Origin of the sequence: Pseudorhodobacter wandonensis, assembly GCF_001202035.1 — a bacterium.
GTDB classification, from domain to species: domain Bacteria; phylum Pseudomonadota; class Alphaproteobacteria; order Rhodobacterales; family Rhodobacteraceae; genus Pseudorhodobacter; species Pseudorhodobacter wandonensis.
This window is the reverse complement of sequence record NZ_LGHT01000031.1, coordinates 27,397-53,161: the sequence shown is the minus strand read 5'-3', so window position 1 is coordinate 53,161 and position 25,765 is coordinate 27,397. Positions and strand designations below refer to the sequence as shown.

Annotated in this window: 27 protein-coding genes; 17 read left to right on the top strand and 10 right to left on the bottom strand. The window is 59.5% G+C overall.

The annotated features are described in order from the left end of the window. Nucleotides 1-108: 108 nt before the first annotated feature. Nucleotides 109-1,530, top strand: a complete 1,422-nt coding sequence (gene tldD / locus AKU79_RS08880) for a metalloprotease TldD (RefSeq protein ID WP_050523242.1) — start codon at nt 109-111, stop codon at nt 1,528-1,530. Further along, nucleotides 1,527-1,940: a hypothetical protein gene (locus AKU79_RS08875; RefSeq protein WP_050523241.1), complete on the top strand. Its 414-nt coding sequence runs from the start codon at nt 1,527-1,529 to the stop codon at nt 1,938-1,940. The genes tldD and AKU79_RS08875 overlap by 4 nt, the downstream gene beginning before the upstream one ends. 325 nt (nt 1,941-2,265) lie before the next feature. On the opposite strand, the gene AKU79_RS08870 is transcribed toward AKU79_RS08875, so the two are convergent. From AKU79_RS08870 to AKU79_RS08845, 6 genes are all read right to left on the bottom strand, one after another. Beyond that, nucleotides 2,266-2,580 (bottom strand): hypothetical protein, encoded by a 315-nt coding sequence (locus AKU79_RS08870; protein ID WP_050523240.1) that lies wholly within the window; start codon nt 2,578-2,580, stop codon nt 2,266-2,268. A gap of 72 nt (nt 2,581-2,652) precedes the next feature. Next, nucleotides 2,653-3,138, bottom strand: coding sequence for a transcription antitermination factor NusB (gene nusB / locus AKU79_RS08865; protein ID WP_050523239.1), 486 nt, complete (start codon nt 3,136-3,138; stop codon nt 2,653-2,655). Continuing rightward, entirely contained in the window at nt 3,135-3,656 is a 522-nt protein-coding gene (locus tag AKU79_RS08860) for a 6,7-dimethyl-8-ribityllumazine synthase (protein ID WP_050523238.1), read from the bottom strand. The genes nusB and AKU79_RS08860 overlap by 4 nt, the downstream gene beginning before the upstream one ends. A 3-nt stretch (nt 3,657-3,659) precedes the next feature. Beyond that, on the bottom strand, nt 3,660-4,760 hold the full coding sequence (gene ribB / locus AKU79_RS08855; RefSeq protein WP_050523237.1) for a 3,4-dihydroxy-2-butanone-4-phosphate synthase: 1,101 nt from the start codon (nt 4,758-4,760) through the stop codon (nt 3,660-3,662). 81 nt (nt 4,761-4,841) lie between these two features. Then, a complete protein-coding gene (locus AKU79_RS08850) occupies nt 4,842-5,387 on the bottom strand; it encodes a hypothetical protein (protein ID WP_231580134.1) in 546 nt (181 codons plus the stop codon). Beyond that, nucleotides 5,384-5,986 carry a riboflavin synthase gene (locus AKU79_RS08845; RefSeq protein ID WP_050523235.1) on the bottom strand — a complete coding sequence of 201 codons (603 nt, stop codon included), beginning with the start codon at nt 5,984-5,986 and terminating at the stop codon, nt 5,384-5,386. The genes AKU79_RS08850 and AKU79_RS08845 overlap by 4 nt, the downstream gene beginning before the upstream one ends. Before the next feature lie 166 nt (nt 5,987-6,152). Here AKU79_RS08845 and AKU79_RS08840 point away from each other — a divergent pair, with 166 nt between their 5' ends. The 3 genes from AKU79_RS08840 to AKU79_RS08830 all read left to right on the top strand — a co-directional run bounded on the left by AKU79_RS08840 (nt 6,153) and on the right by AKU79_RS08830 (nt 10,742). Then, nucleotides 6,153-7,445, top strand: a complete 1,293-nt coding sequence (locus AKU79_RS08840; RefSeq protein WP_050523234.1) for a capsule biosynthesis protein — start codon at nt 6,153-6,155, stop codon at nt 7,443-7,445. An 86-nt stretch (nt 7,446-7,531) separates the two neighbouring features. After that, nucleotides 7,532-8,665, top strand: a complete 1,134-nt coding sequence (locus AKU79_RS08835) for a polysaccharide biosynthesis/export family protein (protein WP_050523233.1) — start codon at nt 7,532-7,534, stop codon at nt 8,663-8,665. Between the two features lie 7 nt (nt 8,666-8,672). Next, a complete protein-coding gene (locus tag AKU79_RS08830; RefSeq protein ID WP_050523232.1) occupies nt 8,673-10,742 on the top strand; it encodes a capsular polysaccharide biosynthesis protein in 2,070 nt (689 codons plus the stop codon). 1 nt (nt 10,743) lies between these two features. On the opposite strand, the gene AKU79_RS08825 is transcribed toward AKU79_RS08830, so the two are convergent. The 3 genes from AKU79_RS08825 to AKU79_RS08815 all read right to left on the bottom strand — a co-directional run bounded on the left by AKU79_RS08825 (nt 10,744) and on the right by AKU79_RS08815 (nt 12,027). Next, the gene (locus tag AKU79_RS08825; RefSeq protein ID WP_050523231.1) at nt 10,744-11,241 is read right to left on the bottom strand and encodes a MarR family winged helix-turn-helix transcriptional regulator; all 498 of its coding nucleotides are present in this window, start codon (nt 11,239-11,241) and stop codon (nt 10,744-10,746) included. Between the two features lie 106 nt (nt 11,242-11,347). Continuing rightward, on the bottom strand, nt 11,348-11,584 hold the full coding sequence (locus tag AKU79_RS08820; protein WP_050523484.1) for a succinate dehydrogenase assembly factor 2: 237 nt from the start codon (nt 11,582-11,584) through the stop codon (nt 11,348-11,350). A 47-nt stretch (nt 11,585-11,631) separates the two neighbouring features. Then, a complete protein-coding gene (locus AKU79_RS08815) occupies nt 11,632-12,027 on the bottom strand; it encodes a helix-turn-helix domain-containing protein (protein WP_050523230.1) in 396 nt (131 codons plus the stop codon). A 122-nt stretch (nt 12,028-12,149) separates the two neighbouring features. Here AKU79_RS08815 and AKU79_RS08810 point away from each other — a divergent pair, with 122 nt between their 5' ends. The 11 genes from AKU79_RS08810 to AKU79_RS08760 all read left to right on the top strand — a co-directional run bounded on the left by AKU79_RS08810 (nt 12,150) and on the right by AKU79_RS08760 (nt 21,700). Continuing rightward, a complete protein-coding gene (locus AKU79_RS08810; RefSeq protein WP_050523229.1) occupies nt 12,150-13,352 on the top strand; it encodes a pyridoxal phosphate-dependent aminotransferase in 1,203 nt (400 codons plus the stop codon). 12 nt (nt 13,353-13,364) lie between these two features. Next, nucleotides 13,365-13,775 carry a hypothetical protein gene (locus AKU79_RS08805; RefSeq protein ID WP_050523228.1) on the top strand — a complete coding sequence of 137 codons (411 nt, stop codon included), beginning with the start codon at nt 13,365-13,367 and terminating at the stop codon, nt 13,773-13,775. Between the two features lie 200 nt (nt 13,776-13,975). Then, a complete protein-coding gene (locus tag AKU79_RS08800; protein WP_050523227.1) occupies nt 13,976-15,253 on the top strand; it encodes a 4-aminobutyrate--2-oxoglutarate transaminase in 1,278 nt (425 codons plus the stop codon). Between the two features lie 143 nt (nt 15,254-15,396). After that, complete coding sequence (locus AKU79_RS08795; protein WP_050523226.1) at nt 15,397-15,657, top strand: glycine zipper 2TM domain-containing protein; 261 nt, start codon at nt 15,397-15,399, stop codon at nt 15,655-15,657. 149 nt (nt 15,658-15,806) lie between these two features. Continuing rightward, entirely contained in the window at nt 15,807-16,547 is a 741-nt protein-coding gene (locus tag AKU79_RS08790) for an energy-coupling factor ABC transporter ATP-binding protein (protein ID WP_050523483.1), read from the top strand. Continuing rightward, complete coding sequence (locus AKU79_RS08785) at nt 16,522-17,118, top strand: energy-coupling factor transporter transmembrane component T family protein (RefSeq protein ID WP_050523225.1); 597 nt, start codon at nt 16,522-16,524, stop codon at nt 17,116-17,118. Before AKU79_RS08790 ends, AKU79_RS08785 begins: the two co-directional genes overlap by 26 nt. 13 nt (nt 17,119-17,131) lie before the next feature. Then, the gene (locus AKU79_RS08780) at nt 17,132-17,674 is read left to right on the top strand and encodes a biotin transporter BioY (RefSeq protein ID WP_050523224.1); all 543 of its coding nucleotides are present in this window, start codon (nt 17,132-17,134) and stop codon (nt 17,672-17,674) included. Between the two features lie 171 nt (nt 17,675-17,845). Beyond that, complete coding sequence (locus tag AKU79_RS08775; protein ID WP_082223998.1) at nt 17,846-18,469, top strand: SAM-dependent methyltransferase; 624 nt, start codon at nt 17,846-17,848, stop codon at nt 18,467-18,469. A 102-nt stretch (nt 18,470-18,571) separates the two neighbouring features. Next, complete coding sequence (locus tag AKU79_RS08770) at nt 18,572-19,360, top strand: inositol monophosphatase family protein (RefSeq protein WP_050523482.1); 789 nt, start codon at nt 18,572-18,574, stop codon at nt 19,358-19,360. Nucleotides 19,361-19,421: 61 nt separating this feature from the next. Then, entirely contained in the window at nt 19,422-20,615 is a 1,194-nt protein-coding gene (locus AKU79_RS08765; protein WP_050523222.1) for an AMP-binding protein, read from the top strand. Continuing rightward, the gene (locus AKU79_RS08760; protein WP_050523221.1) at nt 20,612-21,700 is read left to right on the top strand and encodes a thiolase family protein; all 1,089 of its coding nucleotides are present in this window, start codon (nt 20,612-20,614) and stop codon (nt 21,698-21,700) included. The genes AKU79_RS08765 and AKU79_RS08760 overlap by 4 nt, the downstream gene beginning before the upstream one ends. A gap of 7 nt (nt 21,701-21,707) precedes the next feature. Here AKU79_RS08760 and AKU79_RS08755 read toward each other — a convergent pair whose 3' ends face one another. Further along, a complete protein-coding gene (locus AKU79_RS08755; RefSeq protein WP_050523481.1) occupies nt 21,708-22,172 on the bottom strand; it encodes an Lrp/AsnC family transcriptional regulator in 465 nt (154 codons plus the stop codon). A gap of 104 nt (nt 22,173-22,276) precedes the next feature. On the opposite strand from AKU79_RS08755, the gene putA reads away from it, so the two are divergent. Then, nucleotides 22,277-25,726 carry a bifunctional proline dehydrogenase/L-glutamate gamma-semialdehyde dehydrogenase PutA gene (putA, locus tag AKU79_RS08750; RefSeq protein ID WP_050523220.1) on the top strand — a complete coding sequence of 1,150 codons (3,450 nt, stop codon included), beginning with the start codon at nt 22,277-22,279 and terminating at the stop codon, nt 25,724-25,726. Nucleotides 25,727-25,765: the final 39 nt, after the last annotated feature.

Below are 25,765 nucleotides of genomic sequence, written 5' to 3'. Positions count from 1 at the left end.
GCAGAATCCCGTTGTTTCTAGTGTTGGTGAAACCATATTAAGGCCGTAACAACAAGAGAAACCATTGCGTCATAGCGACGCCGTTTGATGTAAATCAAGGACTTTTCAATGACAGACGCCCCTTTCCGCCCCTTTGAGTCGCATCTTGACGAAGCAAAGGCCCTCGATTTGCTGCGTCAAGCCACATCAGGCGCCGATGACGGAGAACTTTTTCTTGAACGAAAGCGGTCCGAGGCAATCGTTTTGGATGACGGCCGCGTGAAAACCGCCAGCTATGACGCATCCGAGGGCTTTGGCCTGCGCGCCGTGCGCGGCGAGGTGGCAGGCTATGCCCATTCGACCGAAATTTCCGAAGCAGCGCTACGGCGTGCAATGGATACCGCGCGTCTGGCCGTGGGAAATGGCGGCGGCACGCTGGCCGATGCGCCCAAAGGCACGAATCAAAAGCTGTATACCGATGCCGACCCGATGGCCGATGCGACATTTGCAGGTAAAATCGACATCCTACGCGAAATTGACGCCTATACCCGCGCGCTTGATCCGCGCATCATCCAAGTGTCAGCCACCATCGCGGCAGGCCTGCAAGAGGTCGAAATCCTGCGTCCGGAAGGGTTGCGCCTGTCCGATATCCGTCCGATGGCGCGACTGAATATCTCGGTCATCATCGAACAGAACGGCCGCCGCGAATCAGGCGGCATGGGCGGAGGCGGCCGCTATGGCCTTGCCCGCCTGATGGAACCTTCGCATTGGCAGGCCCTTGCCCGCGAAGCCTTGCGGATTGCATTGGTAAACCTCGACGCGGTTCCCGCACCTGCAGGTATCATGGACGTGGCACTTGGCGCCGGCTGGCCCGGCATCTTGCTGCATGAGGCCATCGGCCACGGGTTGGAAGGCGACTTCAACCGCAAGAAAACGTCGGCCTTTGCCGGTTTGATGGGGCAACAGATCGCGGCCAAAGGGGTGACGGTACTGGATGATGGCACCATCCCCGACCGCCGTGGCAGCATCAGTTTTGATGATGAAGGCACGCCCAGCCAGCGCAATGTGCTGATCGATGACGGCAAGCTGGTCGGCTATATGCAAGACCGCCAGAACGCGCGGCTGATGGGGGTTGCACCAACCGGCAACGGACGGCGCGAAAGCCACGCGCATATTCCGATGCCGCGCATGACCAACACCTATATGCTGGGCGGCACCACCGACCCCGCTGAGATCGTGGCCAGCCTGAAGGATGGCATCTATGCCGTGGGTTTTGGCGGTGGTCAGGTTGATATCACAAACGGCAAATTCGTGTTTTCCTGCACCGAAGCATATCGCGTTCAAAACGGCAAGATCGGCGCGCCGGTCAAAGGGGCGACCCTGATCGGTGATGGCGCCACTGCGTTGCAAAAAATCCGCGCCATCGGCAATGATATGGCAATGGACCCCGGAATTGGCAATTGCGGCAAAGCGGGGCAATGGGTGCCAGTGGGAGTCGGGCAACCAACACTGTTGATCGGAGGGCTGACCGTCGGAGGCTCGGCCACGTGACGCTTTTGCGCTCTGCCGCACAACGGCCCGTACCGAAGTCGGTTTTGTTTGGCAGCATCGCGTTTGCTTGGGGTGCGCCTTGTGTGTTGGGCTGGATACTGGCGGCTTTGCTGATTGCGGGCAAAGGCTTGGTACCGGCCGAAATACAGCTACCGCTGTATGGTTTGGTTTATTTGCTGGTGTTTTCGCCACTGTTTTCATGGGTAGGCTGGCTGTTGGCCTTGCCCTTGGTCTGGTTATTGTTGCGCGATGGCTGGTTTGGCTGGCTAAGCGCTGGTTTGGTAGGCTTGGTTGCGGGGGCGGTTGCGGGTGGGTTGATTGGCAGCCCGGTGGCGCTGCCTTTTGGGGGGATGGCTGTGCTTGCGTTGCGGGCGATACTGGGTAGCAGGCTTGCATTGCGGCCACTGTAGCGGGGGCTTTCAGCCCCCCTTGCCTTGCGGCAATTCCCCCCGAGGATATTTTTGCCGAAAAGAAAGCCATGGCGCAGACGTGATCGAGAAACAGGTGCACGCCGCATTGAGGGGCGGTATCGCCCTTGATATAAGTGGCGATCAGGCCTATCTGTTTGGGTGGCGGGTTCTGCTCGGTTCGTGATCAGCACATTTCCAGTGGCCCATAAGCATCTCCGAGGGAGCTGGCTCTGTTTGGATCCTGGTCCAAGTATCTGGCGACCACCTGAAAACTCAGGCTCTCGGGAAATTCACGCAGGCACGGCTGCTGCGGTTCCCGCCACTTTTACCGCCTTTTCGCGCCTGTTTGGGCAGCGACACGGACAGGGGCCAATTCAGCCATGATAGTTTGTTTTTTGCCGCCTTTGGGCGTGTCATCTTTTTCGGCCAGCGACATCACCGCATAGGCAAACTGGACGCCCGCGAATACGATGCCATTGAAAACCACCATCATGATAAAGGCCAGCCAGCCCATCTCGGTTTCCAGCACCAAATGCCGCAGATTTGCGACGTCAAAGAAGACGATTGCCGAAACGAATGCCAAGGCGATTGCAAAGCCGATGGCAACGTTAACGATATACAGACGGATCAGTTTCGGCATGGCAGGCCCCTTAGTTGCTGACGCAAATCTAGCACGAAGGGGCCATAAGTCCAAATGGCCATTTGTCGCGGCCTATGTCGTTTGAAACGCCTCGGGCTTGGCCTCGCGTGCCATATGATCGAGCACGGCGTTTACAAACTTCGGCTCTTTGCCTTCAGGGAAAAAGGCCTTGGCCACGTCAACGAATTCCGTAATCACCACTTTTGGCGGCGTTGCCAGTTCAACCAGTTCGGCCCCCGCCGCACGGAACAAAGCGCGCAAAACCGGGTCGATCCGGTCGATTGGCCATTTCGCGACCAAAGCACGGTCAGTCATCTGGTCAATCTTGGCCTGCCGGTTCACCGCATGGTTTACCAATGCACGAAAATGGGTCACATCGCCTTCGGCCATTTCATCGCCATCATAAACGGCGCCAAAGCGGTGGTTTTCAAACTCGCGCTGAACGGCCTCGACGGTTTGGTTTGAGGTTTCCATCTGAAACAAGGCCTGCACCGCGTAAAGCCGCGCGGCAGATTTCATTTGCTTCTTTTGGTCTTTTTTGGGGTCAGTCTTGGTCATGCGCGAAAGCTATCCTCGGGCGGGCGAAAGCCGATACCTTTGCGGGCGCTGGACCAGCGGCGCGACAAGGCGATCAGGTGAAGGGCGGCAGCAGCGGCACCGCCACCTTTGTTTTGGTCGGCAGGGTTGGCGCGGGCTTGCGCCTGATCCATGTTCTCGACGGTCAGAATGCCGTTACCAATGCAGGCGCCTTGCAGGCCCAACAGCGACAAAGCCCGACTACTGTCATTGCAGACCGTATCGTAATGCGTTGTTTCACCACGGATAATACAGCCGAGTGCGACATAGCCGTCAAAGTTGCTTTGACGTTCGGCCATGGCCACCACTGTGGGCACCTCAAGCGCGCCGGGCACTTCGACGATTTCATACTCGGCCCCGCAATCCTTGGCGGTTTGGGTGGCCCCCGCAATCAGCTGATCGGCGATGGCACGGTAATAAGGCGCGACCACGATCAACAGCTTTACCGGCTTGTCAAATTCGGGCAGCGGCAGGGTGTAATGGGTTTCGGATGACGCCATGATCTACGCTTTCGGAATGGCACGGGTGCCAGTGATGGTCAGGCCATAGGCATCCAGGCCTACGACTTTGGGGCGGGGTGAATTGGTCAACAGCACCAGATCCTTGATACCAAGGCTGGACAAAATCTGCGCGCCCAGCCCGTATTGGCGCAGGGTTTGCGGGCTGACCTCGGCGTCCGATACCATTTTGGAATGCAAGTCGCGCAGCAGCACGAGCACGCCACGCCCTTCGGCCGCGATCAGGCGCATGGCATCGCCAAACTCGCCCGTACGGCCCGCAGGGCCAAGGCCAACAACATCAAGCAGCGGATCCATCGTGTGCATGCGCACCAGAACCGGCGCCTCGGTCGAAATATCGCCTTTGATCAGCACGACATGCTCGGCGCCTTCGGTATCATCGGTATACACCCGCATCACCCAGTCGCCGCCAAACTCGGACGTGACCGTGGCTTCAGAACTGACGCGCACCAGATTGTCATTGCGGCGGCGATAGGCGATCAGATCGGAAATCGTGCCGATCTTCATCTTATGTTTCTTGGCAAATGCGATCAGATCGGGCAAGCGCGCCATCGTCCCATCATCGTTCATGATTTCGCAAATCACGCCCGAGGGATCCAGCCCCGCAAGCCGCGATACATCGACTGCCGCCTCGGTATGGCCGGCCCGCACCAGAACGCCACCATTGCGGGCACGCAGCGGAAACACATGACCCGGTGAGGCAATATCTTGCGGGCCTTTGGTCGGGTCAATCGCCACGGCAACTGTCAGCGCACGGTCAGCCGCCGAAATGCCGGTGGAAACGCCATCGCGCGCCTCGATCGAGGTGGTAAAGGCAGTTTCATGACGGCTCGAGTTTTTCGGGCTCATCAAAGTCAGGCCCAGCGCGTCGATCCGGTCTTCGGTCAGCGTCAGGCAAATCAGGCCGCGCCCGTGGGTGGCCATGAAATTCACTGCTTGCGGCGTGCACATTTGCGCGGGGATCACCAGATCGCCCTCATTCTCGCGGTCCTCATGGTCCACCAGAATGAACATGCGGCCAGCGCGGGCGTCCTCGATGATCTCTTCAATGGTCGAGATGTCTTTGGTAAATTCGGTATCGGTCATCTTTGGCCTCGCGCTGTGATTACCCTGCCCATACCGCGCCTTTGGCTTGAATGCCAGAGGTCGCGTATCGGCAAGGCGGCATTAGGGCTGTGCAAAATAGTCCGAAGAAGCCACATAACCCGCCAATCGCGCCGCTGCACACCATTCGACCTCGGCCTCATAGGCGCCGATCAAAATGGCCTGATCACCGCTGTACCGCCCCAAGGCCGCCCGCAGGGCCTGTTTTTGCACGGCAAAACTGGCAAATGCTGGCGGGGCCGCAAAGGCAGCATCCAAACCTGCCGCCGCCATCAATCCATCCGGCTGCAATGGCGCCGTGGCAAGCCCCCGACGATCGGCCAAAATCTGGTCCAGTTTGGCCGCCGTATGGGCGGCAAGGCGCATCTGCCCCTTGCGCAGCTCTAGCGCATTTGACGAAAACAGCACTGCCACAATATCACGCCCCGTTGTGGCCCTGATCCCGGCATAGGTGCGATAATCCAATCCCAGTTCACCTGCGCGCCTTAGACGGCCGCGCAGCACCTCAATTGGCAAATGCGGCAGCAACGCCTTGCGCGCGGCGCCCCAACAATGGGTGCGCCAGGCAACGCCCGGCGCCATCGATGGGCCTTTGTTATGGCCTGTCACTGCGCAGCCCAATCGCGCAGCCGTGCAACATAACGCGCCATTGTGTCGATTTCCAGGTTCACCCTGTCGCCCAGCGCCACATCGCCCCAGGTCGTCGCAGCCTGTGTATGCGGGATAAAGTTAATGCCGAAATCAGTGCCCTCCACCTCATTCACAGTCAACGATGTGCCGTTCAGGGCAACCGAGCCTTTGGGCGCAATGAACCCGGCCAAGGCATGTGGCGCACGAAAGGTCACGCGCGTGCTGTCGCCTTCGCGGCGCAGGCCGACCACCTCGGCCAAACCATCGACATGGCCCGAAACAATATGGCCACCCAGCTCATCCCCGACCTTCAGCGCGCGCTCAAGGTTCAGGCGCTTGCCCAAAACCCAGCCGCCAATATTGGTCTTGCTGATGGATTCCGCGCTGATTTGCACGTCAAACCAGTTTTGCGGGGCGCTGCCCAGCGCGATAACCGTCAGGCAAACGCCATCACAGGCAATCGACGCACCGATATCAATGCCGGCAACGTCATAACCCGTTCCAATCCGCGCACGCAGATCGCCCTTTTGTTCCAACTCTAGCACTGTGCCGATGTCTGTAACGATGCCCGTAAACATAGCCTATCCCCTTGTTCATCCCCAAGGCCTAGCGCCACGGCCGCGCCCATGCAAGCCCGCCGATACCTGCCACAATTCAGACGGTCTATACCCCTTCAATGCAATGGTTGGAAAAATTTGCTTTACGCGGCACGATAAATGCATTGGAAAGGGAAAAAGGGGTGCCATGCGCGTATCGGGTGAACATCGTCGGTTTTTGTTGCTGCAAGGCCCGCACGGGCCTTTCTTTGGGCAATTGGGCAAAATGCTTACGCAATCCGGTGCCGCGGTGTGGCGCATCGGCTTTAACCGTGGCGACCGTGCCTTTTGGCCAGATTCCGCCAGCTACATCCCCTACAAAGGCAGTGCCACAGATTGGCCGCCGGTTTTTTCCGCCCTGATCGCACAGCTGAACATCACCGATATCGTCCTTTACGGCGATACCCGCCCTTTGCATGCCTATGCCGTCAAACTTGCAAAAGCGGCGGGAATTACTGTCCACGTATTTGAAGAAGGCTATCTGCGTCCGCATTGGGTTACCTACGAACGGGGTGGGTCCAATGGCAACTCTCGGCTGATGGGCCTTACACTGGCGCAAATGCAGGCCGATCTTGCGCAATCCGATATGGATCTGCCCGATGCCCCGGCCCGCTGGGGCGATATGCGGCAACATATGTTTTGGGGTGCGCTTTATCATTGGTTCGTGATGATCGGGTTTTGGGATTATCGCGGCTACCGCCCGCATCGTGCACTGACTGTCGGGCAAGAGTTCTTGCTTTATTGCAAACGGTTGGCCCTGTTGCCGTTCCACCGCTGGGAACGAATGCTCGCCAGCTTTCGCATCAAACATGGCGGCTTTCCCTACCATCTGGTGCTGTTGCAACTGGAACATGACAGCAGCTTTCAAATGCATTCCCCCTTCACAACTATGACCGAGTTTCTGGCCCTCGTGATGGAAGGTTTTGCCAAAGGGGCAGCCCCCCATCACCACCTCGTGTTCAAGGCGCACCCGCTCGAGGATGGCCGTGCGCCTGTGGCCTCAGAAATCCGGCGCTTGGCAAAACTGCACGGTGTCACAGGGCGGGTGCATTTCGTGCGGGGCGGAAAATTGGCGGCACTTTTGAACCACGCACGTTCGGCCGTCACAGTAAATTCCACGGCCGCACAGCAGGTACTATGGCGTGGCTTGCCGCTAAAAGTGTTCGGCTCTGCGGTCTATGCCAAGCCGGAATTCGTCTCTCCACAACCGCTCGACGTGTTCTTTTCGCAGCCAAGCCGCCCCGATAGCCGCGCTTACCGCGATTTTCGCCACTACCTGCTGGAAACCAGCCAAGTGCCCGGCGGCTTCTACTCCTCGTGTGGCAGACGCGAGCTACTACGACAGGTAGTAGATATGATGCTTTTACCCGACGATCCCTATGACGCACTGACCAAAGGAAGCGCGGCACCAAGGCAACAGTTGCGCATCGTAAACGGTTAACGCGCTGGAAAGCTGGAGTTTTCTGCCGCGCCTGTGTAGCCTTGTAAAAAAATTCTGAGGCAGTATCCAAAAAAGGAGCCCGGGCAGTGAAGCGATCGGTATCAAAAGGGGCCAAAGGCTTGGCCCTTGTTATTCTATTTACGGCTCTGGCCGCTTGCGGCATGCCGCGCTCCGGCCCGACCAAAAAAGAAATCTATGCAGGCTCTGTGCTGAAAGAAGGCGATGCGTTCATCGTGTCGGTCAACAGCCGTGTAACGCGCGCCACCGCCGTGACCCCCGCGCTCGGCTTTGGATCAGATTTCCGCAATGCGGGCGTTATCGGCTCGGATACGATTTCACCTGGTGATACGCTGGCGCTGTCGGTGTTTGAAAACGTCAAGGATGACCCGTTGCTCGGCAATACGGGCCAGCGCGTCTCGGTGCTGGATCAGGTACAAGTCGATGGATCAGGCTATATCTTTATCCCCTACGCCGGCCGGATCAAAGCTGCGGGCCAATCCCCCGAAGGGCTGCGCCGCGCCATCACCCGCAAGCTTGACACCCAGACACCTGACCCGCAAGTCACCGTGCAGCGTGTGGCCGGCGATGGTTCGACCGTTTCGGTTTCCGGCATGGTCGGCGGCCAAGGTGTCTTTCCGATCGAACGCCCGACCCGCACGCTGACAGCCATGATCGCGCGTGCCGGTGGTGTGGCGATTGAACCTGCAGTCGCCGTTGTTCGCGTAACACGCGGCAGCAAAACCGGAAAAATCTGGCTAGAAGATCTGTATTCCAACCCTGCCCTCGATATTGCATTGCGGGCCGGTGATCGCATCGTTGTTGAAAGAGATACACGTGCTTTCGTCGCATTGGGCGCAACAGGCACGCAAAACCGCGTTCCGTTTGAAACCCAAACCTTGTCGGCGATTGAGGCGATTGCGCAGGTTGGCGGCCTGAATACCACCCTCGCCGATCCGACAGGTGTGTTCGTGTTCCGCAATGAACCTGCCGAGATCGCGAATTCCGTGCTCGGCCGCTCGGACCTGACAGGCGATCAACGCATGGTCTATGTGCTCGACCTCACCCAGCCCACCGGCATGTTCGAAGCACGCGACTTCCTGATCCGCGACGGCGATACGGTTTACGTCACCGAAGCGCCGTTTGTGCAATGGCAAAAAACCATCACGGCCGTTTCGGGAACAACCAGCGCCGCATCCAACCTCAGAACTTCAACAAATTAACCACCTGATGACGGTAGAAACCTTCAAACCCAAAGCCGCCGGAAACGCTCTCCGGCGGCTTTACTATTTCAACGCCGGCTTTGCGCGCGCCCCTCGGCTGCGGCGCATCTTGCAGCTTGCGGGATATGATTTGACCCTCGGCCTGCCCGCCCGCGCCGATAGCATTGCCGTTTGGGGCCGCAGCCCCTTTGCAGGACGCGGTGAAAAAATCGCATCATGGCGGGGGTCGCAACTGGTCAGGGTTGAGGATGCCTTTTTGCGTTCCGTCCGACCGGGTCGTATAGGCGATGCCCCGATTGGTTTGATGATCGACACGGTCGGCGTGCATTTTGACGGCAGCTGCCCTTCGGAACTAGAGGTCCTTCTTCAAAGCGCCGACTTGGACAATCCGAACCTTTTGGCCCGTGCATCCACCGGAATTGCCCGCCTAAAGGCCCTCGACCTATCTAAATACAACATGCATGCAGTCGGCCACGCTTGCCCGGCGCCGGGCTATGTTTTGCTGATCGATCAGACCAAAGGAGATGCGTCGCTGAGGTTTTCGGGCGCGACCAAAGATGTATTCCAGCGCATGCTGGCAACCGCCAAAGCCGAGCATCCCGGCAAACGCATCGTCATTAAATCCCATCCCGAAACCAACCTCGGGTTGCGGTCCGGCCATTTCGGCCCCGATGCCGGGCATGACCTGCTCACCACCCCTCTCTCGCCTTGGGCGCTGCTTGCAGGTGCCGCCGCTGTTTACACCGTCTCTTCGCAAATGGGGTTTGAGGCCATTCTGGCCGGGCACCGGCCGCGCGTCTTTGGTCTGCCCTTTTATGCCGGCTGGGGGGTGTCTGACGATGAAATCACGACATCCCGCCGCAGCCGCCGCCTGACCGCCGAACAACTTTTTGCTGCCGCGATGATCCTTGCACCCACATGGTATGACCCATGCCAAGACCGCTTGTGCAGTTTTGAACAGGCGGTTGACCAGCTAGAGGCCGAAACCCGCGCTTTCCGCGAGGATCACGCGGGCCATATCGCGCTCGGCATGCGGTTATGGAAACGCGGTCGGCTGCAACAATTTTTTGGCCGCTATACCCCGTTGCACTTTGCCGCAAAGACAGAAGCAGCCATGGCACTGGCAAAGAACAGCGGCAAAAGCCTGTTGGTTTGGGCAGCGAGCGCGCACCCCCAAATCACAAATACCGCCGCATCCACAACGGTTTACCGCGTTGAAGATGGCTTCTTGCGCTCGCGCGGCTTGGGCGCTGCATTGGTGCCCCCTCTCAGCCTTGTCACCGATGATCTGGGAATTTACTATGACCCCAGCCATGAAAGCAGGCTAGAACGCCTTATCGCCTGCCCCTGCCCCCCGGGCGGCGAAGCCCGCGCGCGACGGCTAATGAATGCCATCATTCAAAGCCGCTTGTCGAAATACAATCTCGGCGGCGCGGGTCTGCCCGTTTTGCCGCCGGGCCACCGGATTTTGGTTCCCGGCCAAGTCGAAGATGATGCCTCTATCCGGCTTGGGGCCGGTGCTGTGCGCAGCAATCTTGGGCTTATTCAGGCTGCACGACAGGCGAACCCGAATGCCGTGCTGATCTACAAGCCCCACCCTGATGTCGAGGCAGGGTTGCGGCCGGGCAAACTGGATCCGGCCAGCCTGACATCTTTGGTTCAGCATATTGCGTCAAACACCGATCCTGTGGCGCTGTTGGACGCCGTAGATGAAGTGTGGACCATGACCTCATTACTTGGGTTTGAGGCCCTGATCCGCGGAAAACCTGTCACCTGCCTTGGCGCGCCCTTTTATGCCGGCTGGGGCCTGACCACCGATCTTGGCCCAATCCCTGCCCGGCGGTTCCAAAACCCAGATGACCCGGCCCAATTCCGGCCCAATCTGGAAAGCCTTGTTCACGCCACGCTGATTGCCTATCCGCGCTATTACGACCCGGTCAGCAAACTGCCCTGCCCGCCCGAAATCGCCGTCGCGCGGCTGCAAAGCGGTGACATTCCGCGCCCCGGCCTAGTCGGCCGTCTGCTTGCGAAACTGCAAGGGCGGTTTGCCAGTCATTCCGCGCTCTGGCGGCGATAGCCTAGTAAATATACCTGATCTGATCGGCCCAATACCGCTCCATCCGCTTTAGCGACTGATTGATATCTTCCATCCCAGCGGCATTGATGATCCCCCGCGCCTCAAAGCCCTCGGTGTGGCGCGCGAACAGCTCATTCAGCAAACCCCGCACGTTACGGCCCTTTTCAGTCAGGCGCACGCGGACCGAGCGACGATCGATTTCAGACCTCTGGTGGTGCATATACCCCAGCTCAACCAGTTTTTTCAGGTTATAGCTGACGTTAGAACCCTGATAATAACCGCGTGATTTCAGCTCACCCGCGGTGACCTCATTCTCGCCAATGTTGAACAGCAGCAGTGCTTGAACCGAATTTATCTCAAGGATTCCAACGCGTTCAAATTCGTCCTTCACAACATCAAGCAGCAATCGGTGCAGCCGCTCAACCAGCGCAAGGCTTTCCAGATAACTGGCCATGAGCGCCTTTTGCGATCCGTCCAGCAATTGAGTGTGTAGTGTCATTGTCGTCTCCGCCCATGGAATTGATAGGGGCAGAATCGGCACAAAACAAAAACATTCCGTAAACTCGCGCCAGTTTCATCACGAATTTTGCGAAAAAATCGTTCAATCAACGTTGAAGACGGGTGCGGGCAAACTGGCCAATCTCGGCAATCAAACCACCCAACGCTTCGGGCGCATTGGCCTGCCCCAGAACCCAAGGCAGTAAATCCTGATCGTTTTCGCGCAGCAATTGGTCATAAAGATCAAGCTGTTCAGGGGCCATGCCCGCCAGATGCGCATCGGCATAAGGGCCAAGAACCATATCCATTTCTTTGGTGCCGCGCCGCCACGACCGCATCTTCATGCGCTTCAGCCGCGCATCCGCCGCTTCATTCTCAACCTGCGTTTCGATCACAGCACCACCTCACGCATCAAGCCACGCAACCGTTTTTCCAGATGGCCCATATCTTGCGACAAGGCAAGCGCCTGTGCCCGCATCCGCGCCAGATCGATCAGCGCCTTTTGCAGGTCGTCGCCGGTTGCCGACACCGGGCTTTCAATCCCTTCGCCTTCGCCCGTCAACAGCCACCGCATCGAGACGTTCAACAACCCCGACAGCATTTGCAGCTTGTTCGCGCGCGGCTCAGAGTGATCGTTTTCCCAGTTCTGGATTGTTACCAGCTTTACGCCCAGATTGCGCGCCAGCGCCTCGGGCGTCAGGTTCGCTGCCTCACGTGCGCCAGCCAGACGGTCACCAAAAGTTGCCGCCTCGGCGCTATACCATCCTGTTTGGTCCATATCCGGCATTGTTACTCTCCTAAAGCCTGCTTAGTGCTTGATCGTCGTTGACGCGCACCCTAAGACAAACTGCCGCAAAGTACAAACCGGGGCATCAGCGGCAAATCGCCCCCACCGAACCGGAGCCTATCATGGCCTTTTTGTCCGACACCCTCGCCCGCGTAAAACCTTCGCCAACCATCGCCGTCACCACCAAAGCCAATGAGCTGAAGGCAGCCGGCAAGGATGTCATCGGGCTTGGCGCCGGCGAACCCGATTTCGACACGCCGCAGAACGTCAAAGACGCGGCCAAGGCTGCGATTGACGCCGGTAAAACCAAATATACCGCTGTTGACGGCATCCCCGAGCTGAAAAAGGCTATCTGCGCCAAGTTTGAGCGCGAAAACGGCCTGAAATACGCGCCGAACCAAGTGTCGGTTGGCACCGGCGGCAAGCAAATTCTGTATAACGCGCTGATGGCGACCTGCAATCCGGGCGATGAGGTGATTATTCCCGCGCCGTACTGGGTTTCTTACCCCGATATGGTGCTGCTTGCAGGCGGCACGCCCGTCGCAGTGGCCGCAGGCATCGAGACCGATTTCAAACTGCAACCCGAACAGCTTGAGGCCGCGATTACGCCGAAAACCAAGTGGTTCATCTTTAACTCGCCTTCCAACCCAACCGGTGCCGGCTATACCCGCGCCGAGTTGAAGGCGCTGACCGATGTGCTGATGCGCCACCCGCATGTCTGGGTTATGTCGGATGACATGTATGAACATCTGGTGTTTGACGATTTCGAATTCTGCACCCCGGCGCAGGTAGAGCCCGGCCTGTATGACCGCACGCTAACCTGCAACGGCGTGTCCAAGGCGTATGCGATGACCGGCTGGCGGATCGGCTATGCTGCGGGGCCGGTGGCTTTGATCAAGGCGATGGGAACGATTCAGTCGCAATCGACTTCAAACCCCTGCTCTGTCAGCCAATATGCGGCCCTCGAAGGGCTGACAGGCCCGCAAGAGTTTTTGACCGAAAACAAAGCCTTGTTCCAACGCCGCCGCGACCTGGTGGTCGGTATGCTGAACGAGGCACCCGGCATCACCTGCCCCAAACCCGAAGGCGCGTTTTACGTATACCCCGATATTTCGGGCTGCATCGGCAAAACCAGTGCTGGCGGGGCGAAAATCGTCGATGACGAAGCCTTTGCAACCGCCTTGCTGGAAGAAACCGGTGTTGCGGTGGTGTTTGGCGCCGCCTTCGGGCTTTCGCCAAACTTCCGCGTCAGCTACGCTACCTCTGACGCGGCGCTGAAAGAGGCTTGCACGCGGATTCAGACGTTCTGCGCAGGCTTGGTGTAAACAGGGGGCAATATGGCGGGCGATCTGCCGGAATATTATTTTCGAATCCGTGATAACGGGGCGCTGGTGTTTCGGATAGAGTCCGAAAACCGCCAGCGCCGGATTGAAATGGACCAGATCGCCACCATCAACATCCGCAATGGTGAGGTAAAACCCCACGGCGAGCGCAAGCTAACCCCCGAGGATATAACCGAAATCCAAGGCTGGATTACACACCGCACCCATCAACTGGCCGCGCGCGAGGTAGATGACATCTTGCGCGCGATTGACCATATGAATCTGACTGCACAATGGGTCCAAACCCGTGCAAGCGATGCACAGTTGGATCAGGTGACCGATTCACTACTTATGGCGATGCATGATTTGCGCTCGGTTTTGGTGCGCAAAAAGGCGGATCGCCTGATAAAAGGCGGCGAAGCCTGACCCGCACCTCGAATATTCTACGAATATTCGTGCTTTTATGCCAAAAGTCAGAATTTTCCGCCGCAATTCAGCAAAATACTGAAATTTTCTGCCGCGCCGGTGCATGCTAACGCTAACACTGACGCTCGGGCAATAAAGACTGGTTGAAGCGGCGCCTAAAAAAAGGTCAAATCCCCCAAACTTAATTCGGGGTAACGACAATGTTGAATGCAGAAGTGGCCAAGCGCCGGGACGAGGCGATTTCGCGCGGCGTGGGCATGATGACGCAGATCTATGCCGAACGGGCACTGAACTCGGAAATCTGGGATATCGAGGGCAACCGCTATATCGACTTTGCGGCAGGTATTGCGGTGGTCAACACCGGCCATTGCCACCCCAAGGTTATGGCCGCCGTGACCGAACAATTGGGCCGCTTCACCCATACCTGCCATCAGGTCTTGCCATATGAGCCCTACATCCGTTTGGCCGAGCGGCTGAACAATCTGGTTCCCGGCGATTTTGCCAAGAAAACCATCTTTGTGACCACAGGTGCCGAAGCCGTTGAAAATGCGATCAAGGTTGCACGTATTGCCACGGGCCGCCCTGCGATTATCGCTTTTGGCGGGGCCTTCCATGGCCGTACATTCATGGGCATGTCGCTGACCGGCAAGGTTGAACCCTATAAAAAGGGCTTTGGCGCGATGATGCCTGATGTTTATCACGTGCCCTTCCCGCAAGATGTGCATGGCATTTCCACTGCCGATGCAATGTCATCGCTGAACAAGCTGTTCAAATCCGATCTCGACCCCGACCGCGTGGCCGCCATCATCTTTGAACCTGTTCAGGGCGAAGGCGGCTTTTACCCCGCGCCACCAGATCTGCTGCGCAGCCTGCGGGCATTCTGTAACGAGCATGGAATCGTCATGATCGCGGATGAGGTGCAAACAGGCTTTGCCCGCACCGGCACGATGTTCGCGATGGACGGCTATGACGTATCCGCCGATATGACCTGCATGGCCAAAGGCCTTGCAGGTGGCTTGCCGCTGGCCGCCGTGACCGGCCGCGCCGATCTGATGGATGCCGCCCGCCCCGGTGGTTTGGGTGGCACCTATGCCGGCAACCCGCTTGGCATCGCCGCTGCACATGCCGTGCTGGATGTGATCGAGGAAGAAAAGCTCTGCGACCGCGCGAATGAATTGGGCAGCCGCCTGCGCCAAAAGCTGGAATCCATCCGCTCCACCACCCCCGAGGTGATCGACATTCGCGGCCCCGGCTTTATGGTCGCTGTTGAATTCGGTAACCCGAACACTCAGGAACCGGATGCCGATTTCACCAATCGCGTCCGTCAAGAGGCGCTAAAGCGCAACCTGATCCTGCTGACCTGTGGCGTCTACGGCAACGTCATCCGCTTCCTCGCCCCGATCACCATTCCGGATGACCATTTCGCCGAAGCGATGGACATCCTCGAAGCATCCGTCGCAGCCGCTCGCAAGGTCTGAGGCCGTCAATCATCTGCAAAAGGGGGCCTTTGGGTCCCCTTTTTTGTTGCGCTGGCAATTGGCCCGCAAAAAAACGTCATACAGGCGGGAACCATTTTCCGCCTGACAGGTTAACCCGGTGAAACAACATACGTGAGGTTACCATGAACAAGCTGCTCTTTATCGCTCCAGTCGCGGCCCTTGCTCTTGCAGGGTGTCAAACCGCAAACCAGAACGCCGCAGCCGGTGCTGTCGCGGGCGGGGTTCTCGGCGCTGCCATTTCAAGCAAGGAAGACCGCCTAGCCGGTGCCGCATTGGGGGCCGCCGCAGGTGTCGCAGCCTCGACCCTGATCGGCACGGCACCGGGCAACAATAAGTGCTACTATCGTGACAGCCGTGGCCAGCGGTTCATCGCTGCCTGCTAAACCACCCCTGCGCTGGCTCTGACGTCATATCCATGTGCCAGTACTGGCCGGATTTGCCCCCTGCGGGCGATCCGGCTTTTTCTGTTGGCTTGGCAGCCCCGCCTGAACCCGCTAAAAGCGCGGCAAATCCCTGATTGGCCGAAAAGTTCATGCCCCCACCCCTGCCCAACAACAGCAGCCTAAATCTGAAAGATGCCGGCTATGCGGTTGCAGGGCGGACCATTCTGTCCGGTTTGACCCTGTCCCTCACCGAGCAGCGGATCGGAATTATCGGGCGCAATGGCTCTGGCAAATCGACCTTTCTGCGGCTGGTGGCCGGCTTGATCGCCCCGACAACCGGCGAGGTTCAGATCGGCGGCGTCGCCCCGGCATCCGACCGCAAGGCCATGCTGGCGCGAATCGGCATCCTGTTTCAAAACCCCGACCATCAGATCATCTTTCCGACTGTCGGCGAAGAACTGGCCTTTGGCCTGCGTCAGCAAGGGCTGGATAAAACACAGGCTACAGCGCAAGTCCGGGCCTTACTGGCCCATCACGGCCGCAGCCATTGGGAACCCGAACCCGTAACGGCCCTGTCGCAAGGGCAGCGGCATTTTCTATGCCTGCTGGCAGTTCTGGCGATGAAGCCGCAAACGATCTTGCTGGATGAACCCTTTGCCGGCCTCGACCTGCCAACGCAGGCGCGGCTGGGGCGCGAACTGGCAAAGCTGCCGCAACGGCTGGTTTTGATCACGCATGATCCAAAGGCGCTGGCTGGGTATGACCGCGTGATCTGGCTGGAAAACGGGCGTTTGCGCGCCGATGGGCCTGTCGGGCCGGTCGTGGCCGAGTTTACAGAGACGATGGCGCGCTTGGGGGATGTCGATGCTGACACTGACCTCACCCTTTGAAACACCGCTTCACCGCGTGCCCGCAGGCGTGAAACTCGCGGCGCTGGCGGGGCTGAGTGTGGGGCTGTTCAGCCTGCAAAGCCTGTGGATGGTACTGGCGGCAACGGTCGGGCTGGCGCTGCTATACCTCAGCTTTGGCTTGGGTTTTGCACGGTTCGGTGCTGCAATGCTACGCCCGCTCTGGCCGTTTTTTCTGGTGCTGGGCCTGTGGCATCTGTGGTTGGGCGAGTGGGCGGCAGGGCTGCTGATCGGTGCCCGTATGCTGGTTGCCGTCGGGCTGGCAAATCTGGTGACGATGACAACCCGCCTCGATGATATGATCGCTGTAGTCGAACGCGCCGCAGCCCCTTTGGCGCGGCTGGGTATGCAACCCCGCGTACTGGCCGTAGCCATTGCGCTGGTAATCCGGTTTACACCGGTTTTGATGGACAAAGCACAGCAGTTGGGGCAGGCATGGCGCGCGCGATCAGCGCAACGGGTTAACTGGCGGATCGTGCTGCCCATCAGTTTGATGGCGCTGGATGACGCCGATAGGGTGGCCGAGGCGATACGGGCCCGCGGTGGGCTTTGAGGGGACAACGTTGATGGAAAAGAATGTAACTTATATTGCACTGTTTGCGGCCTTGATCGCCGTTCTGGGGCTGGTGCCGCAGATCAGCCTTGCCAGCGGGGTGCCAATCACGGCGCAAAGCTTGGGCGTAATGCTGTGCGGCACGGTTTTGGGGGCAAAGCGCGGTGGCCTCGCGGTGCTTTTGTTCGTCGGACTGGTGGCACTCGGCTTACCACTGCTCAGCGGCGGGCGTGGCGGTTTGGGCGTATTTTCAAGCCCGACAGTCGGCTTTGTGATCGGCTTTCCGGTGGCCGCATTTGTTGCCGGTTTGGTGGTTGAAAAAACCCGCGCGGCAATCGGTCTGGCGGCTTTTGCCGGCGCATTGGTCGGTGGTGTTCTGGTGCTCTATCTGTTTGGAATCACCGGCATGGCGCTGGTTCTTGGCAAAAGCTGGCCTGCGGCGTCCTTGTTGGTGGGTGCCTATATCCCCGGCGATCTGATCAAGGCGGCGATGGCCGGCTTTATCACCCAAGGCTTGGCAAAACTGCGCCCCGAGGCCGTGTTGTCGCGCGCGTAATCCGCGCCTTTGCAACCTGAACCGCGCACGATCAAACCGATAACCGATTGTTTGTGCGCGGTTTTTAGACTGATTTTGATTGGACAGCACCTGTACCGTATAATGGCGGCGACCGATGCATCCGGCAGGGCATTTTTTAAATTAGACAATGGTTTACGAAGGGCCGGCCAGATGCCAAACACAAACTGGAGCGGGACAATGTGGAACCAACGCTACGACCGCGCCGATTACCTGTTTGGCACCGCACCCGCGCAATTCTTGGCCGACCAGCAAGGGACTTTGCAAGCCGGCCATAAGGCGCTGGTGATAGCCGATGGCGAAGGGCGTAATTCGGTCTATTTGGCGCAAAAAGGGCTGCAGGTCACGGCCATGGATTCGGCCGAGACAGGGCTGGCCAAGGCGCGTGCGCTGGCCGCACAGCGCGGTGTAAGCCCAAGTTTCATTCTGGCCGATTTGCGCAATTGGGTTTGGCAAGACGACGCCTATGATCTCGTTGTCGCCGTGTTTATCCAATTTGCCGAACCTGCCTTTCGGACCAAAATATTCGACGGCATGAAGCGCACAGTAAAACCGGGGGGCCGCGTGATGCTGCACGGGTTTGCGCAGGCGCAGATGCAATTCAGCTCGGGCGGGCCGAAAGTGCTGGAAAACCTTTACAGCGAGGCGATGCTGGCCGACGCCTTCCACGACTTCCACATTGAGCGGCTGGCAAGCTATGAAGCCCCGCTGAATGAGGGGCCGGGGCATAGCGGGCCTGCGGCGCTGATAGATTTGATCGCCCAAAACCCGGTTTGACGTGGGAAACGGCTGGAAAAGTGAACAGCCTTGGCTTCTGCCCTTGGCATTGGCGCGGGCCTTGCGTATAGGCTTTGGCCTTACCCGAATGGAGCCGATGGAATGCAAGGCAGCGCGAACCTAAACCTGATGAAGAAAGCCGCCCGCAAAGTGGGACGGGCTTTGGTCAAGGATTTCCGCGAGGTGGAAAACCTTCAGGTGTCAAGCAAAGGCCCAGGTGACTTTGTAACCCGTGCCGACCGCGAGGCAGAAAAGATGCTGCGCGAAGAACTGTTGGGTGGGCGTCCGACCTATGGATTTCTGGGCGAGGAAAGCAAGGAAACCGATGGCGCCGACCCGACGCGGCGTTGGATTGTCGACCCGCTGGACGGCACAACCAACTTTTTACACGGCCTGCCGCACTGGGCGATTTCAATCGCTTTGGAGCATAAAGGCGATATTATTGCCGGCGTCATCTTTGACGCAGCCAAAGACGAGATGTTTTGGGCTGAAAAAGGCGGCGGCGCCTGGATGAACGAAAGCCGTCTGCGGGTTTCGGGCCGGCGCAGCATGATCGAGAGCATCTTCGCCACCGCAATACCATTTGGCGGCAAAGGCACATTGCCTGCGACCCTGCAGGATTTGGCACGTATTTCGCCTGTAACCGCTGGGGTGCGCAGCTGGGGCTCGGCCGCGCTGAACATGGCCTATGTGGCCGCGGGCCGGTTTGACGGCTATTGGGCGCGCGGCGTGCAGCCTTGGGATATTGCAGCGGGCATCGTGATGGTACGCGAAGCCGGCGGTATGGTTTCGGCGATTCGCGAAGGCGACGACCCTTTGGTGAAAGGGTCGATCGTGGCCTGCAACGAGCCTTTGTTCGAGGGCTTTCGCAAGGTTGTACGCGGCGAGTGATGCGCGGCTTGGCAAATTTCAGGTTCAGGTATTTGGGCCAAGATGAAATTGCCTCGGTCTGATGGGGTGGCAGATGGACGGGTTTCATTGGCATCCAGAGGCGCAGGTTTATGACGGAAAGGGTGTGGCAATGCCGCGCCCTTTTGCCGTTTCTGGGGGCAGCTCCATTGCAAAATCCGGCGTCTGTGCCGATAGGCCGGTCGCATTGGCGCTAGGACAGGCGTTTTCCGGTGGGCCGTTTCGGATTGGTGCCGAAGGTGCCCCTGCCCCGCTGGCAGGCTTTGAAACCCTGACATCCGGCAGCACCGGCACACCCCGGCGGATCGCACGTGATTTTGCCTCGTGGCGGCGCAGCTTTGCGGTGAATGCAGCAGCGTTTGGCATTGGGCCAGGGCAACGGGTGGCGGTGCTGGGGCGGCTTACTCATTCTTTGGCACTTTACGGAGCGGTCGAGGCGATAAGCCTTGGGGCCGAACTGCATATCCTCGACGGTATCCGCCCCGACCGGCAACGCGCTGCATTGCTTGCGCGTGCGGTCGGGGTAATCTGGGCCTCGCCCCCGCAATTGCAATTGTTGATTGAGACTGGCGGCGCGGTTCTGCCCGCTGTGCGCTATGTGTTGGTGGGCGGCGCCAAGCTCGATGCAGGCCTGCGGGCGGCCCTTGCACATATGTGCCCCACGGCCAAGATACGCGAATTTTACGGCGCGGCAGAGGCGAGTTTTGTCACTATGGCAGATGCCACGACGCCAGATCATGCCGTTGGCAGGGCCTATCCGGGCGTAGAGATTGGCATCGGTGCGCCCGGCGGCACCGCGCCCGAGGGCCGGGTCTGGGTGCGCAGCCCATATCTGTTTCAGGGTTACGCCGGCGCGGATACCGGCGTGGCCGCGTGGCAGGACGGCTGGCTGGCGCTGGGTGAGGTTGGCAGGATTGACGACGGGCAGTTGGTGCTGTTGGGCCGCATTGACCGGATGGTGACGGTGGCTGGGCAAAACGCCTATCCCGAGGCGATAGAGCTGTTTTTATTGGCCTTTCCCGGCGTGACGCGGGCGGCGGTTTTGCCAATAGCTGATGGTTTGCGGGGTAATGTGCTAGAGGCTGTGCTGATGGGCACGGCAGATGAGGCACAAGTTCTGGCGGCATTGCGGGCGCGGTTTGGCGCATTGGTCGCGCCCAAGCGCCTGCGGTGGCGCAGCGATTGGCCGGTTTTGGCCTCGGGCAAGACCGATCTGATTTCCTTGGCCGCAACATGAGCCGCGCATTCATCATCGCCGCAAGGCGCAGTGCTGTTATGCCTGCAGGCGGGGCCTTTGCACGGCTTTTGCCGCATGACTTGGCCGTGTCGGTGATGCAGGCATGTTTGCGCGATGCCGGAATTGCGCCCGATCAGGTGGATGAAGTAATCCTCTCCAACGCTTTGGGCGCCGGTGGCAACCCTGCCCGCGTGGCCGCTCTGGCCGCCGGATTGCCAGAACGCGTGGCCGGGCTCAGCATCGACCGGCAATGCGCGGGCGGTCTGGATGCGGTCATTCTGGCGGGCGCCTTGGTGAATGCGGGCGCGGCCCATGTGGTGCTGGCAGGCGGGGCCGAAAGCTATTCGCGCCGCCCCCTGCGGTTGCGAACCGACCCCGATGGCGGGCCGCCGGTTGCCTATGACGCTCCGCCCTTTACGCCTTGGCCGAACCGTGACCCAATGATGCATGTCGCGGCAGCGGATCTGGCACAGCGGCTTGGCATTTCGCGGGCTACCCAAGATGCCTATGCCGTGGCCTCGCATGCGCGGGCGATGGCCTCACAGCAGCCCGAAATTGTGCCCATAACGGGCCTTCAACGCGATGGCTTTACCCGCGCGATGACGCCTGCATTGGCTGCACGGGCCAAAGTGATTGCAGGTACGATCACAGCGGCCAATGCAGCAGTTTCTGCCGATGGCGCCGCGTTTTGCCTCGTCGTGTCCGAACGCATCGCCAAACAGGCCCGTCGCGCGCTGCATATCAAGGCCGGCGCAACCCTTGGTGCCAACCCCCAAGAACCCGGGCTTGCCCCTTTAGGGGCGATTGCGCGGGTTCTTTCCCCCCGCATGATGCCCCGCCTGATCCCCGACCAATGCGAGATTATGGAGGCCTATGCCGTGCAAGCCATCGCCTGCATTCAGGGCGCGGGGCTGGACCCTGCGACCGTGAATATCGGTGGTGGGGCCTTGGCACGGGGGCATCCGGTCGGGGCCTCGGGGGCGGTTTTGATCGCACGGCTGTTTGCCGATATCGAACGCGGGCACGGCCTCGCCGCCATAGCCGCGGCCGGCGGCATAGGCTCGGCTTTGCTAATCGAGGCCTGATCCCCGCTTATACCCCCGCCTCTTTCACCGCCTCCATCGCAACATGGGTCGAGGTCGATGAAACATGCGGCAAGGATGAAATCCGCTCGCCCAGCACGCGGCGATATTCCTGAATGTCCCCCGTCCGTACCTTCAGCATATAATCGAACCGACTGGCCATCATATGGCATTGCTCGACCTCGGGAATCGCCAGCACGGCCTTGTTGAACGCCTGCAGCGCCGCCTCGCGCGTGTCCGACAGCCGCACTTCGACAAAGGCCACATGGGCTTGGCCCATCTTGATCGGGTCCAGTTGCGCGCGATACGCCGTGATAACACCGCTTTCCTCCAGCCGTTTCATCCGCGCTTGGGTCGGCGATTTTGACAACCCGATACGGCGCGCAAGTTCGGTCGCGCTGATCCGCCCCTCGGCCGCAAGCACCCGCAAAATTGCCAGATCAAACCGATCAAGGTCAAACGGCTCTGATGACATCGAAAATCCCCTTACAAACAGCCAAAACGCCCGCCGTTCCCCGTAATTCGGGACGAAAGGCTTTTGATTCACGCCTATGATATTTGAAATAGGAGAGCTTGCCCATGCCCCGTGATTCCCTCGAAACTGCCTGGAATATTGTTGACCGTGACGCATTGCGGCCCGAGGCCGATCTGGTCCGCGCGCTGATTGCCGAGGCGGGGCTAAGCGCCAAAGACCGCGCCCGTATTGCCGCCTCGGGCGCCGATCTGGTCCGCGCCATTCGCGCCAGCGCCAAACCCGGTTTGATGGAGGTATTCCTTGCCGAATACGGCCTGTCCACCGACGAAGGCATCGCGCTGATGTGTCTGGCCGAGGCGCTGTTGCGGGTGCCGGATGCCGACACGATGGATGCGCTGATCGAAGACAAGATCGCGCCAAGCAACTGGGGCAAGCACTTGGGGCATTCGGCCTCCTCGCTCGTCAACGCCTCGACCTGGGCACTCATGCTCACCGGCCGCGTACTGGATGACCGCAAGCCAAGCGTGGTGGCCAGCCTGCGCGGCGCCGTAAAACGGCTGGGCGAACCCGTCATTCGCACAGCCGTTTCGCGTGCTATGAAAGAAATGGGCAAGCAGTTCGTTCTGGGCGAAACGATCGACGCCGCAATGAAACGTGCGCGCGAGCTTGAGGCCAAAGGCTTTACCTATTCCTACGATATGCTGGGCGAGGCAGCCCGCACCGAACATGACGCGCGGCGCTATCATCTGGCCTATACAGCCGCGATCACGGCAATCGCCAAGGCGGCCAAGTCCAAAGACATCCGCGAAAATCCGGGCATTTCGGTAAAACTCTCGGCGCTGCATCCCCGCTATGAGGTGGCCAAGCGCGAGCGCGTCATGGAAGAGCTGGTGCCGCGTGTCCGTGCCCTTGCGGGTTTGGCCAAGGCGGCAGGTTTGGGCTTTAACATCGACGCCGAAGAGGCCGATCGTTTGGCGCTGTCCTTGCAGGTGATCGAGGCAGTTCTATCCGACAAGGCCTTGAAAGGCTGGGATGGTTTCGGCGTGGTCGTGCAGGCCTACGGTCGCCGTGCGGGCGCTGTGATTGACTGGCTGTACGGGCTGGCCGACCGCTTGGACCGCAAGATCATGGTGCGTCTGGTCAAAGGCGCCTATTGGGATGCCGAGGTAAAACGCGCGCAGGTGATGGGGCTTGAAAGCTTCCCCGTTTTTACCCGCAAACAGGCAACAGACGTGTCCTATATGGCCAATGCGAAAAAGCTGTTGGGCATGACCGACCGGATTTACCCGCAATTCGCCACGCATAACGCGCATACCGTGGCAGCTGTTCTGGATATGGCAACCGACAAGCGCGCCTTTGAATTCCAGCGCCTGCATGGCATGGGCGAGCGCCTGCATGATATTGTTCTGGAAGAAAAAGGCACGCGTTGCCGGATCTATGCCCCCGTGGGCGCGCATCGCGATTTGCTGGCCTATTTGGTGCGGCGCTTGTTGGAAAACGGCGCGAACAGCAGCTTTGTGAACCAGATTGTCGATGAAGCTGTCCCACCCCAAGAGGTTGCCGCCTGCCCGATGGACGCGATGGAGGCAATGACGCCGGTCGAAAGCCCGGTTTTGCGGACAGGGCCACGGCTGTTCGGGGCGCGTGACAATTCGCAAGGCTGGGATTTGACCGACAGCCGCGATCTGACCGCGATTGAGTCGGCACGCGCACCCTTTGCCGATCTTTTGTTTGACGCGCGACCAATGCTCGCAGGGTCGGTCGCAGGTGGCAAACGTTGGGCAGTGCAGAACCCGGCGACCGGCGCGACCGTCGGGCATGTGCTGCCCGCCTCCGCCCCTGATGTGGAAACAGCTCTGACAGCTGCGCGCCCTTGGGATGCAGCGCCGGCACAACGGGCGCAGGTGCTGCGCCGCGCCGCCAATCTATACGAGGCCGAATTTGGCCGGATTTTTGCGCTTTTGGCACGCGAAGCAGGCAAGACCCTGCTCGACGCCGTTGGCGAATTGCGCGAAGCTGTTGATTTCTTGCGCTATTATGCCGATCAGGGTGCGACACTGACCACACCTGCGCGCGGCGTGTTTGCTTGCATCAGCCCGTGGAACTTTCCCTTGGCGATTTTCTCGGGCCAGATTGCTGCGGCTTTGGCGGCGGGGAATGCGGTTTTGGCCAAACCGGCCGAGCAAACAGGCCTGATCGCCGCGTTGGCGGTGGAATTGCTGCACAAAGCCGGTGTGCCAGTAACGGCCTTGCAACTGCTGCCGGGTGAAGGCGCAGTCGTTGGCGCCGCAATCACCGGCGATGCGCGGGTAAACGGTGTCTGCTTTACCGGCTCGACCGAGACAGCCCAGCGTATTCGCCGCAACATGGCCGATCACATGGACCCAACCGCACCGCTTATCGCAGAAACGGGGGGCTTGAACGCGATGGTTGTCGATAGCACGGCCCTGCCCGAGCAAGCGGTGCGCGATGTCTTGGCATCCAGTTTCCAATCGGCCGGGCAACGCTGTTCCGCGCTGCGCTGTTTGTATCTGCAAGATGATATCTCGGATACCGTTAAGGAAATGTTATTCGGCGCGATGGATGATCTAGAGGCCGGCAACCCTTGGGATCTGGCAACCGATGTCGGGCCGGTGATTGATACCGAGGCGCAGGCCGATATTCGCGCCTATATTGACGCCGCGCGCGCCGAAGGGCGGGTGCTTAAGGAAGGCACAGTACCGGCAGGCGGCACGTTCATCGCGCCCACAGTGATTGCCGTAAAGGGCATTGCCGATATGCCGCGCGAAATATTCGGCCCCGTGCTGCATATTGCGCCGTGGAAGGCCGGCGGGTTGAACAAAGTGATCGCGGATGTAAACGCAACCGGATACGGCCTGACCTTTGGCCTGCACAGCCGCATTGATGACCGGGTGGAACGGGTTGTCGCACAGATTTGCGTGGGCAACACCTATGTAAACCGCAACCAGATCGGCGCAGTTGTTGGCAGCCAACCCTTTGGCGGCGAAGGGCTTTCTGGCACTGGCCCAAAGGCAGGCGGGCCGGATTATATCGCGCGGTTCACCCATGTGGCGGCCCCCGTTCTGGGCGGCCAATCTGGCGAATGCACGCTGGCAACCGTAGAAACAGCATTAAAGGCCGAGGCCACGCCGCGCCGCGCGATCCATGTTCAGGATTTGCCTGGACCAACCGGCGAAAGTAACCGCCTGTCGGCCTATGCACGAACACCCTTGCTCTGCCTTGGGCCAAGCCGCGAACAGGCCCTCGCACAAGCCGAGGCAGTGCGGGCTTTGGGCGGCGAAGCGGTTGAGGCCGCGTGCCTTGCGCCCGAAGCGTTGACCCGTCTAGGCCGTTTTTCCGGCGCGCTCTGGTGGGGCGGTGCCGATCAGGGCCGCGCCTATGCGCAGGCTTTGGCAGCACGCACAGGCGCGATTTTGCCATTGATTGGCGGGATGCCCGACGCGGCCCATGTGCAGCTGGAACGGCATGTTTGTGTGGATACAACCGCCTCGGGCGGGAACGCGCAACTGTTGGCCGAAATGGGAGAGTCGTAAAACAGGCTTGACGCCTGAACGCGGATCGGAAACTTTGGC

Excerpts from the sequence above, each read along its gene's own strand:
- AKU79_RS08860 (WP_050523238.1), bottom strand. The coding sequence starts at position 3,656 with ATGGCGTCATCCGAAACCCATTACACCCTGCCGCTGCCCGAATTTGAC.
- AKU79_RS08805 (WP_050523228.1), top strand. The coding sequence starts at position 13,365 with ATGGCGGGCGATCTGCCGGAATATTATTTTCGAATCCGTGATAACGGG.
- AKU79_RS08785 (WP_050523225.1), top strand. The coding sequence starts at position 16,522 with ATGCTGACACTGACCTCACCCTTTGAAACACCGCTTCACCGCGTGCCC.
- AKU79_RS08760 (WP_050523221.1), top strand. The coding sequence starts at position 20,612 with ATGAGCCGCGCATTCATCATCGCCGCAAGGCGCAGTGCTGTTATGCCT.
- putA (WP_050523220.1), top strand. The coding sequence starts at position 22,277 with ATGCCCCGTGATTCCCTCGAAACTGCCTGGAATATTGTTGACCGTGAC.
- AKU79_RS08870 (WP_050523240.1), bottom strand. The coding sequence starts at position 2,580 with ATGCCGAAACTGATCCGTCTGTATATCGTTAACGTTGCCATCGGCTTT.
- AKU79_RS08810 (WP_050523229.1), top strand. The coding sequence starts at position 12,150 with ATGGCCTTTTTGTCCGACACCCTCGCCCGCGTAAAACCTTCGCCAACC.
- tldD (WP_050523242.1), top strand. The coding sequence starts at position 109 with ATGACAGACGCCCCTTTCCGCCCCTTTGAGTCGCATCTTGACGAAGCA.
- ribB (WP_050523237.1), bottom strand. The coding sequence starts at position 4,760 with ATGACCGATACCGAATTTACCAAAGACATCTCGACCATTGAAGAGATC.
- AKU79_RS08840 (WP_050523234.1), top strand. The coding sequence starts at position 6,153 with ATGCGCGTATCGGGTGAACATCGTCGGTTTTTGTTGCTGCAAGGCCCG.
- AKU79_RS08845 (WP_050523235.1), bottom strand. The coding sequence starts at position 5,986 with ATGTTTACGGGCATCGTTACAGACATCGGCACAGTGCTAGAGTTGGAA.
- nusB (WP_050523239.1), bottom strand. The coding sequence starts at position 3,138 with ATGACCAAGACTGACCCCAAAAAAGACCAAAAGAAGCAAATGAAATCT.
- AKU79_RS08790 (WP_050523483.1), top strand. The coding sequence starts at position 15,807 with ATGCCCCCACCCCTGCCCAACAACAGCAGCCTAAATCTGAAAGATGCC.
- AKU79_RS08820 (WP_050523484.1), bottom strand. The coding sequence starts at position 11,584 with ATGAAGATGCGGTCGTGGCGGCGCGGCACCAAAGAAATGGATATGGTT.
- AKU79_RS08765 (WP_050523222.1), top strand. The coding sequence starts at position 19,422 with ATGGGGTGGCAGATGGACGGGTTTCATTGGCATCCAGAGGCGCAGGTT.
- AKU79_RS08780 (WP_050523224.1), top strand. The coding sequence starts at position 17,132 with ATGGAAAAGAATGTAACTTATATTGCACTGTTTGCGGCCTTGATCGCC.
- AKU79_RS08800 (WP_050523227.1), top strand. The coding sequence starts at position 13,976 with ATGTTGAATGCAGAAGTGGCCAAGCGCCGGGACGAGGCGATTTCGCGC.
- AKU79_RS08795 (WP_050523226.1), top strand. The coding sequence starts at position 15,397 with ATGAACAAGCTGCTCTTTATCGCTCCAGTCGCGGCCCTTGCTCTTGCA.
- AKU79_RS08825 (WP_050523231.1), bottom strand. The coding sequence starts at position 11,241 with ATGACACTACACACTCAATTGCTGGACGGATCGCAAAAGGCGCTCATG.
- AKU79_RS08830 (WP_050523232.1), top strand. The coding sequence starts at position 8,673 with ATGACGGTAGAAACCTTCAAACCCAAAGCCGCCGGAAACGCTCTCCGG.
- AKU79_RS08815 (WP_050523230.1), bottom strand. The coding sequence starts at position 12,027 with ATGCCGGATATGGACCAAACAGGATGGTATAGCGCCGAGGCGGCAACT.
- AKU79_RS08755 (WP_050523481.1), bottom strand. The coding sequence starts at position 22,172 with ATGTCATCAGAGCCGTTTGACCTTGATCGGTTTGATCTGGCAATTTTG.
- AKU79_RS08770 (WP_050523482.1), top strand. The coding sequence starts at position 18,572 with ATGCAAGGCAGCGCGAACCTAAACCTGATGAAGAAAGCCGCCCGCAAA.
- AKU79_RS08775 (WP_082223998.1), top strand. The coding sequence starts at position 17,846 with ATGCCAAACACAAACTGGAGCGGGACAATGTGGAACCAACGCTACGAC.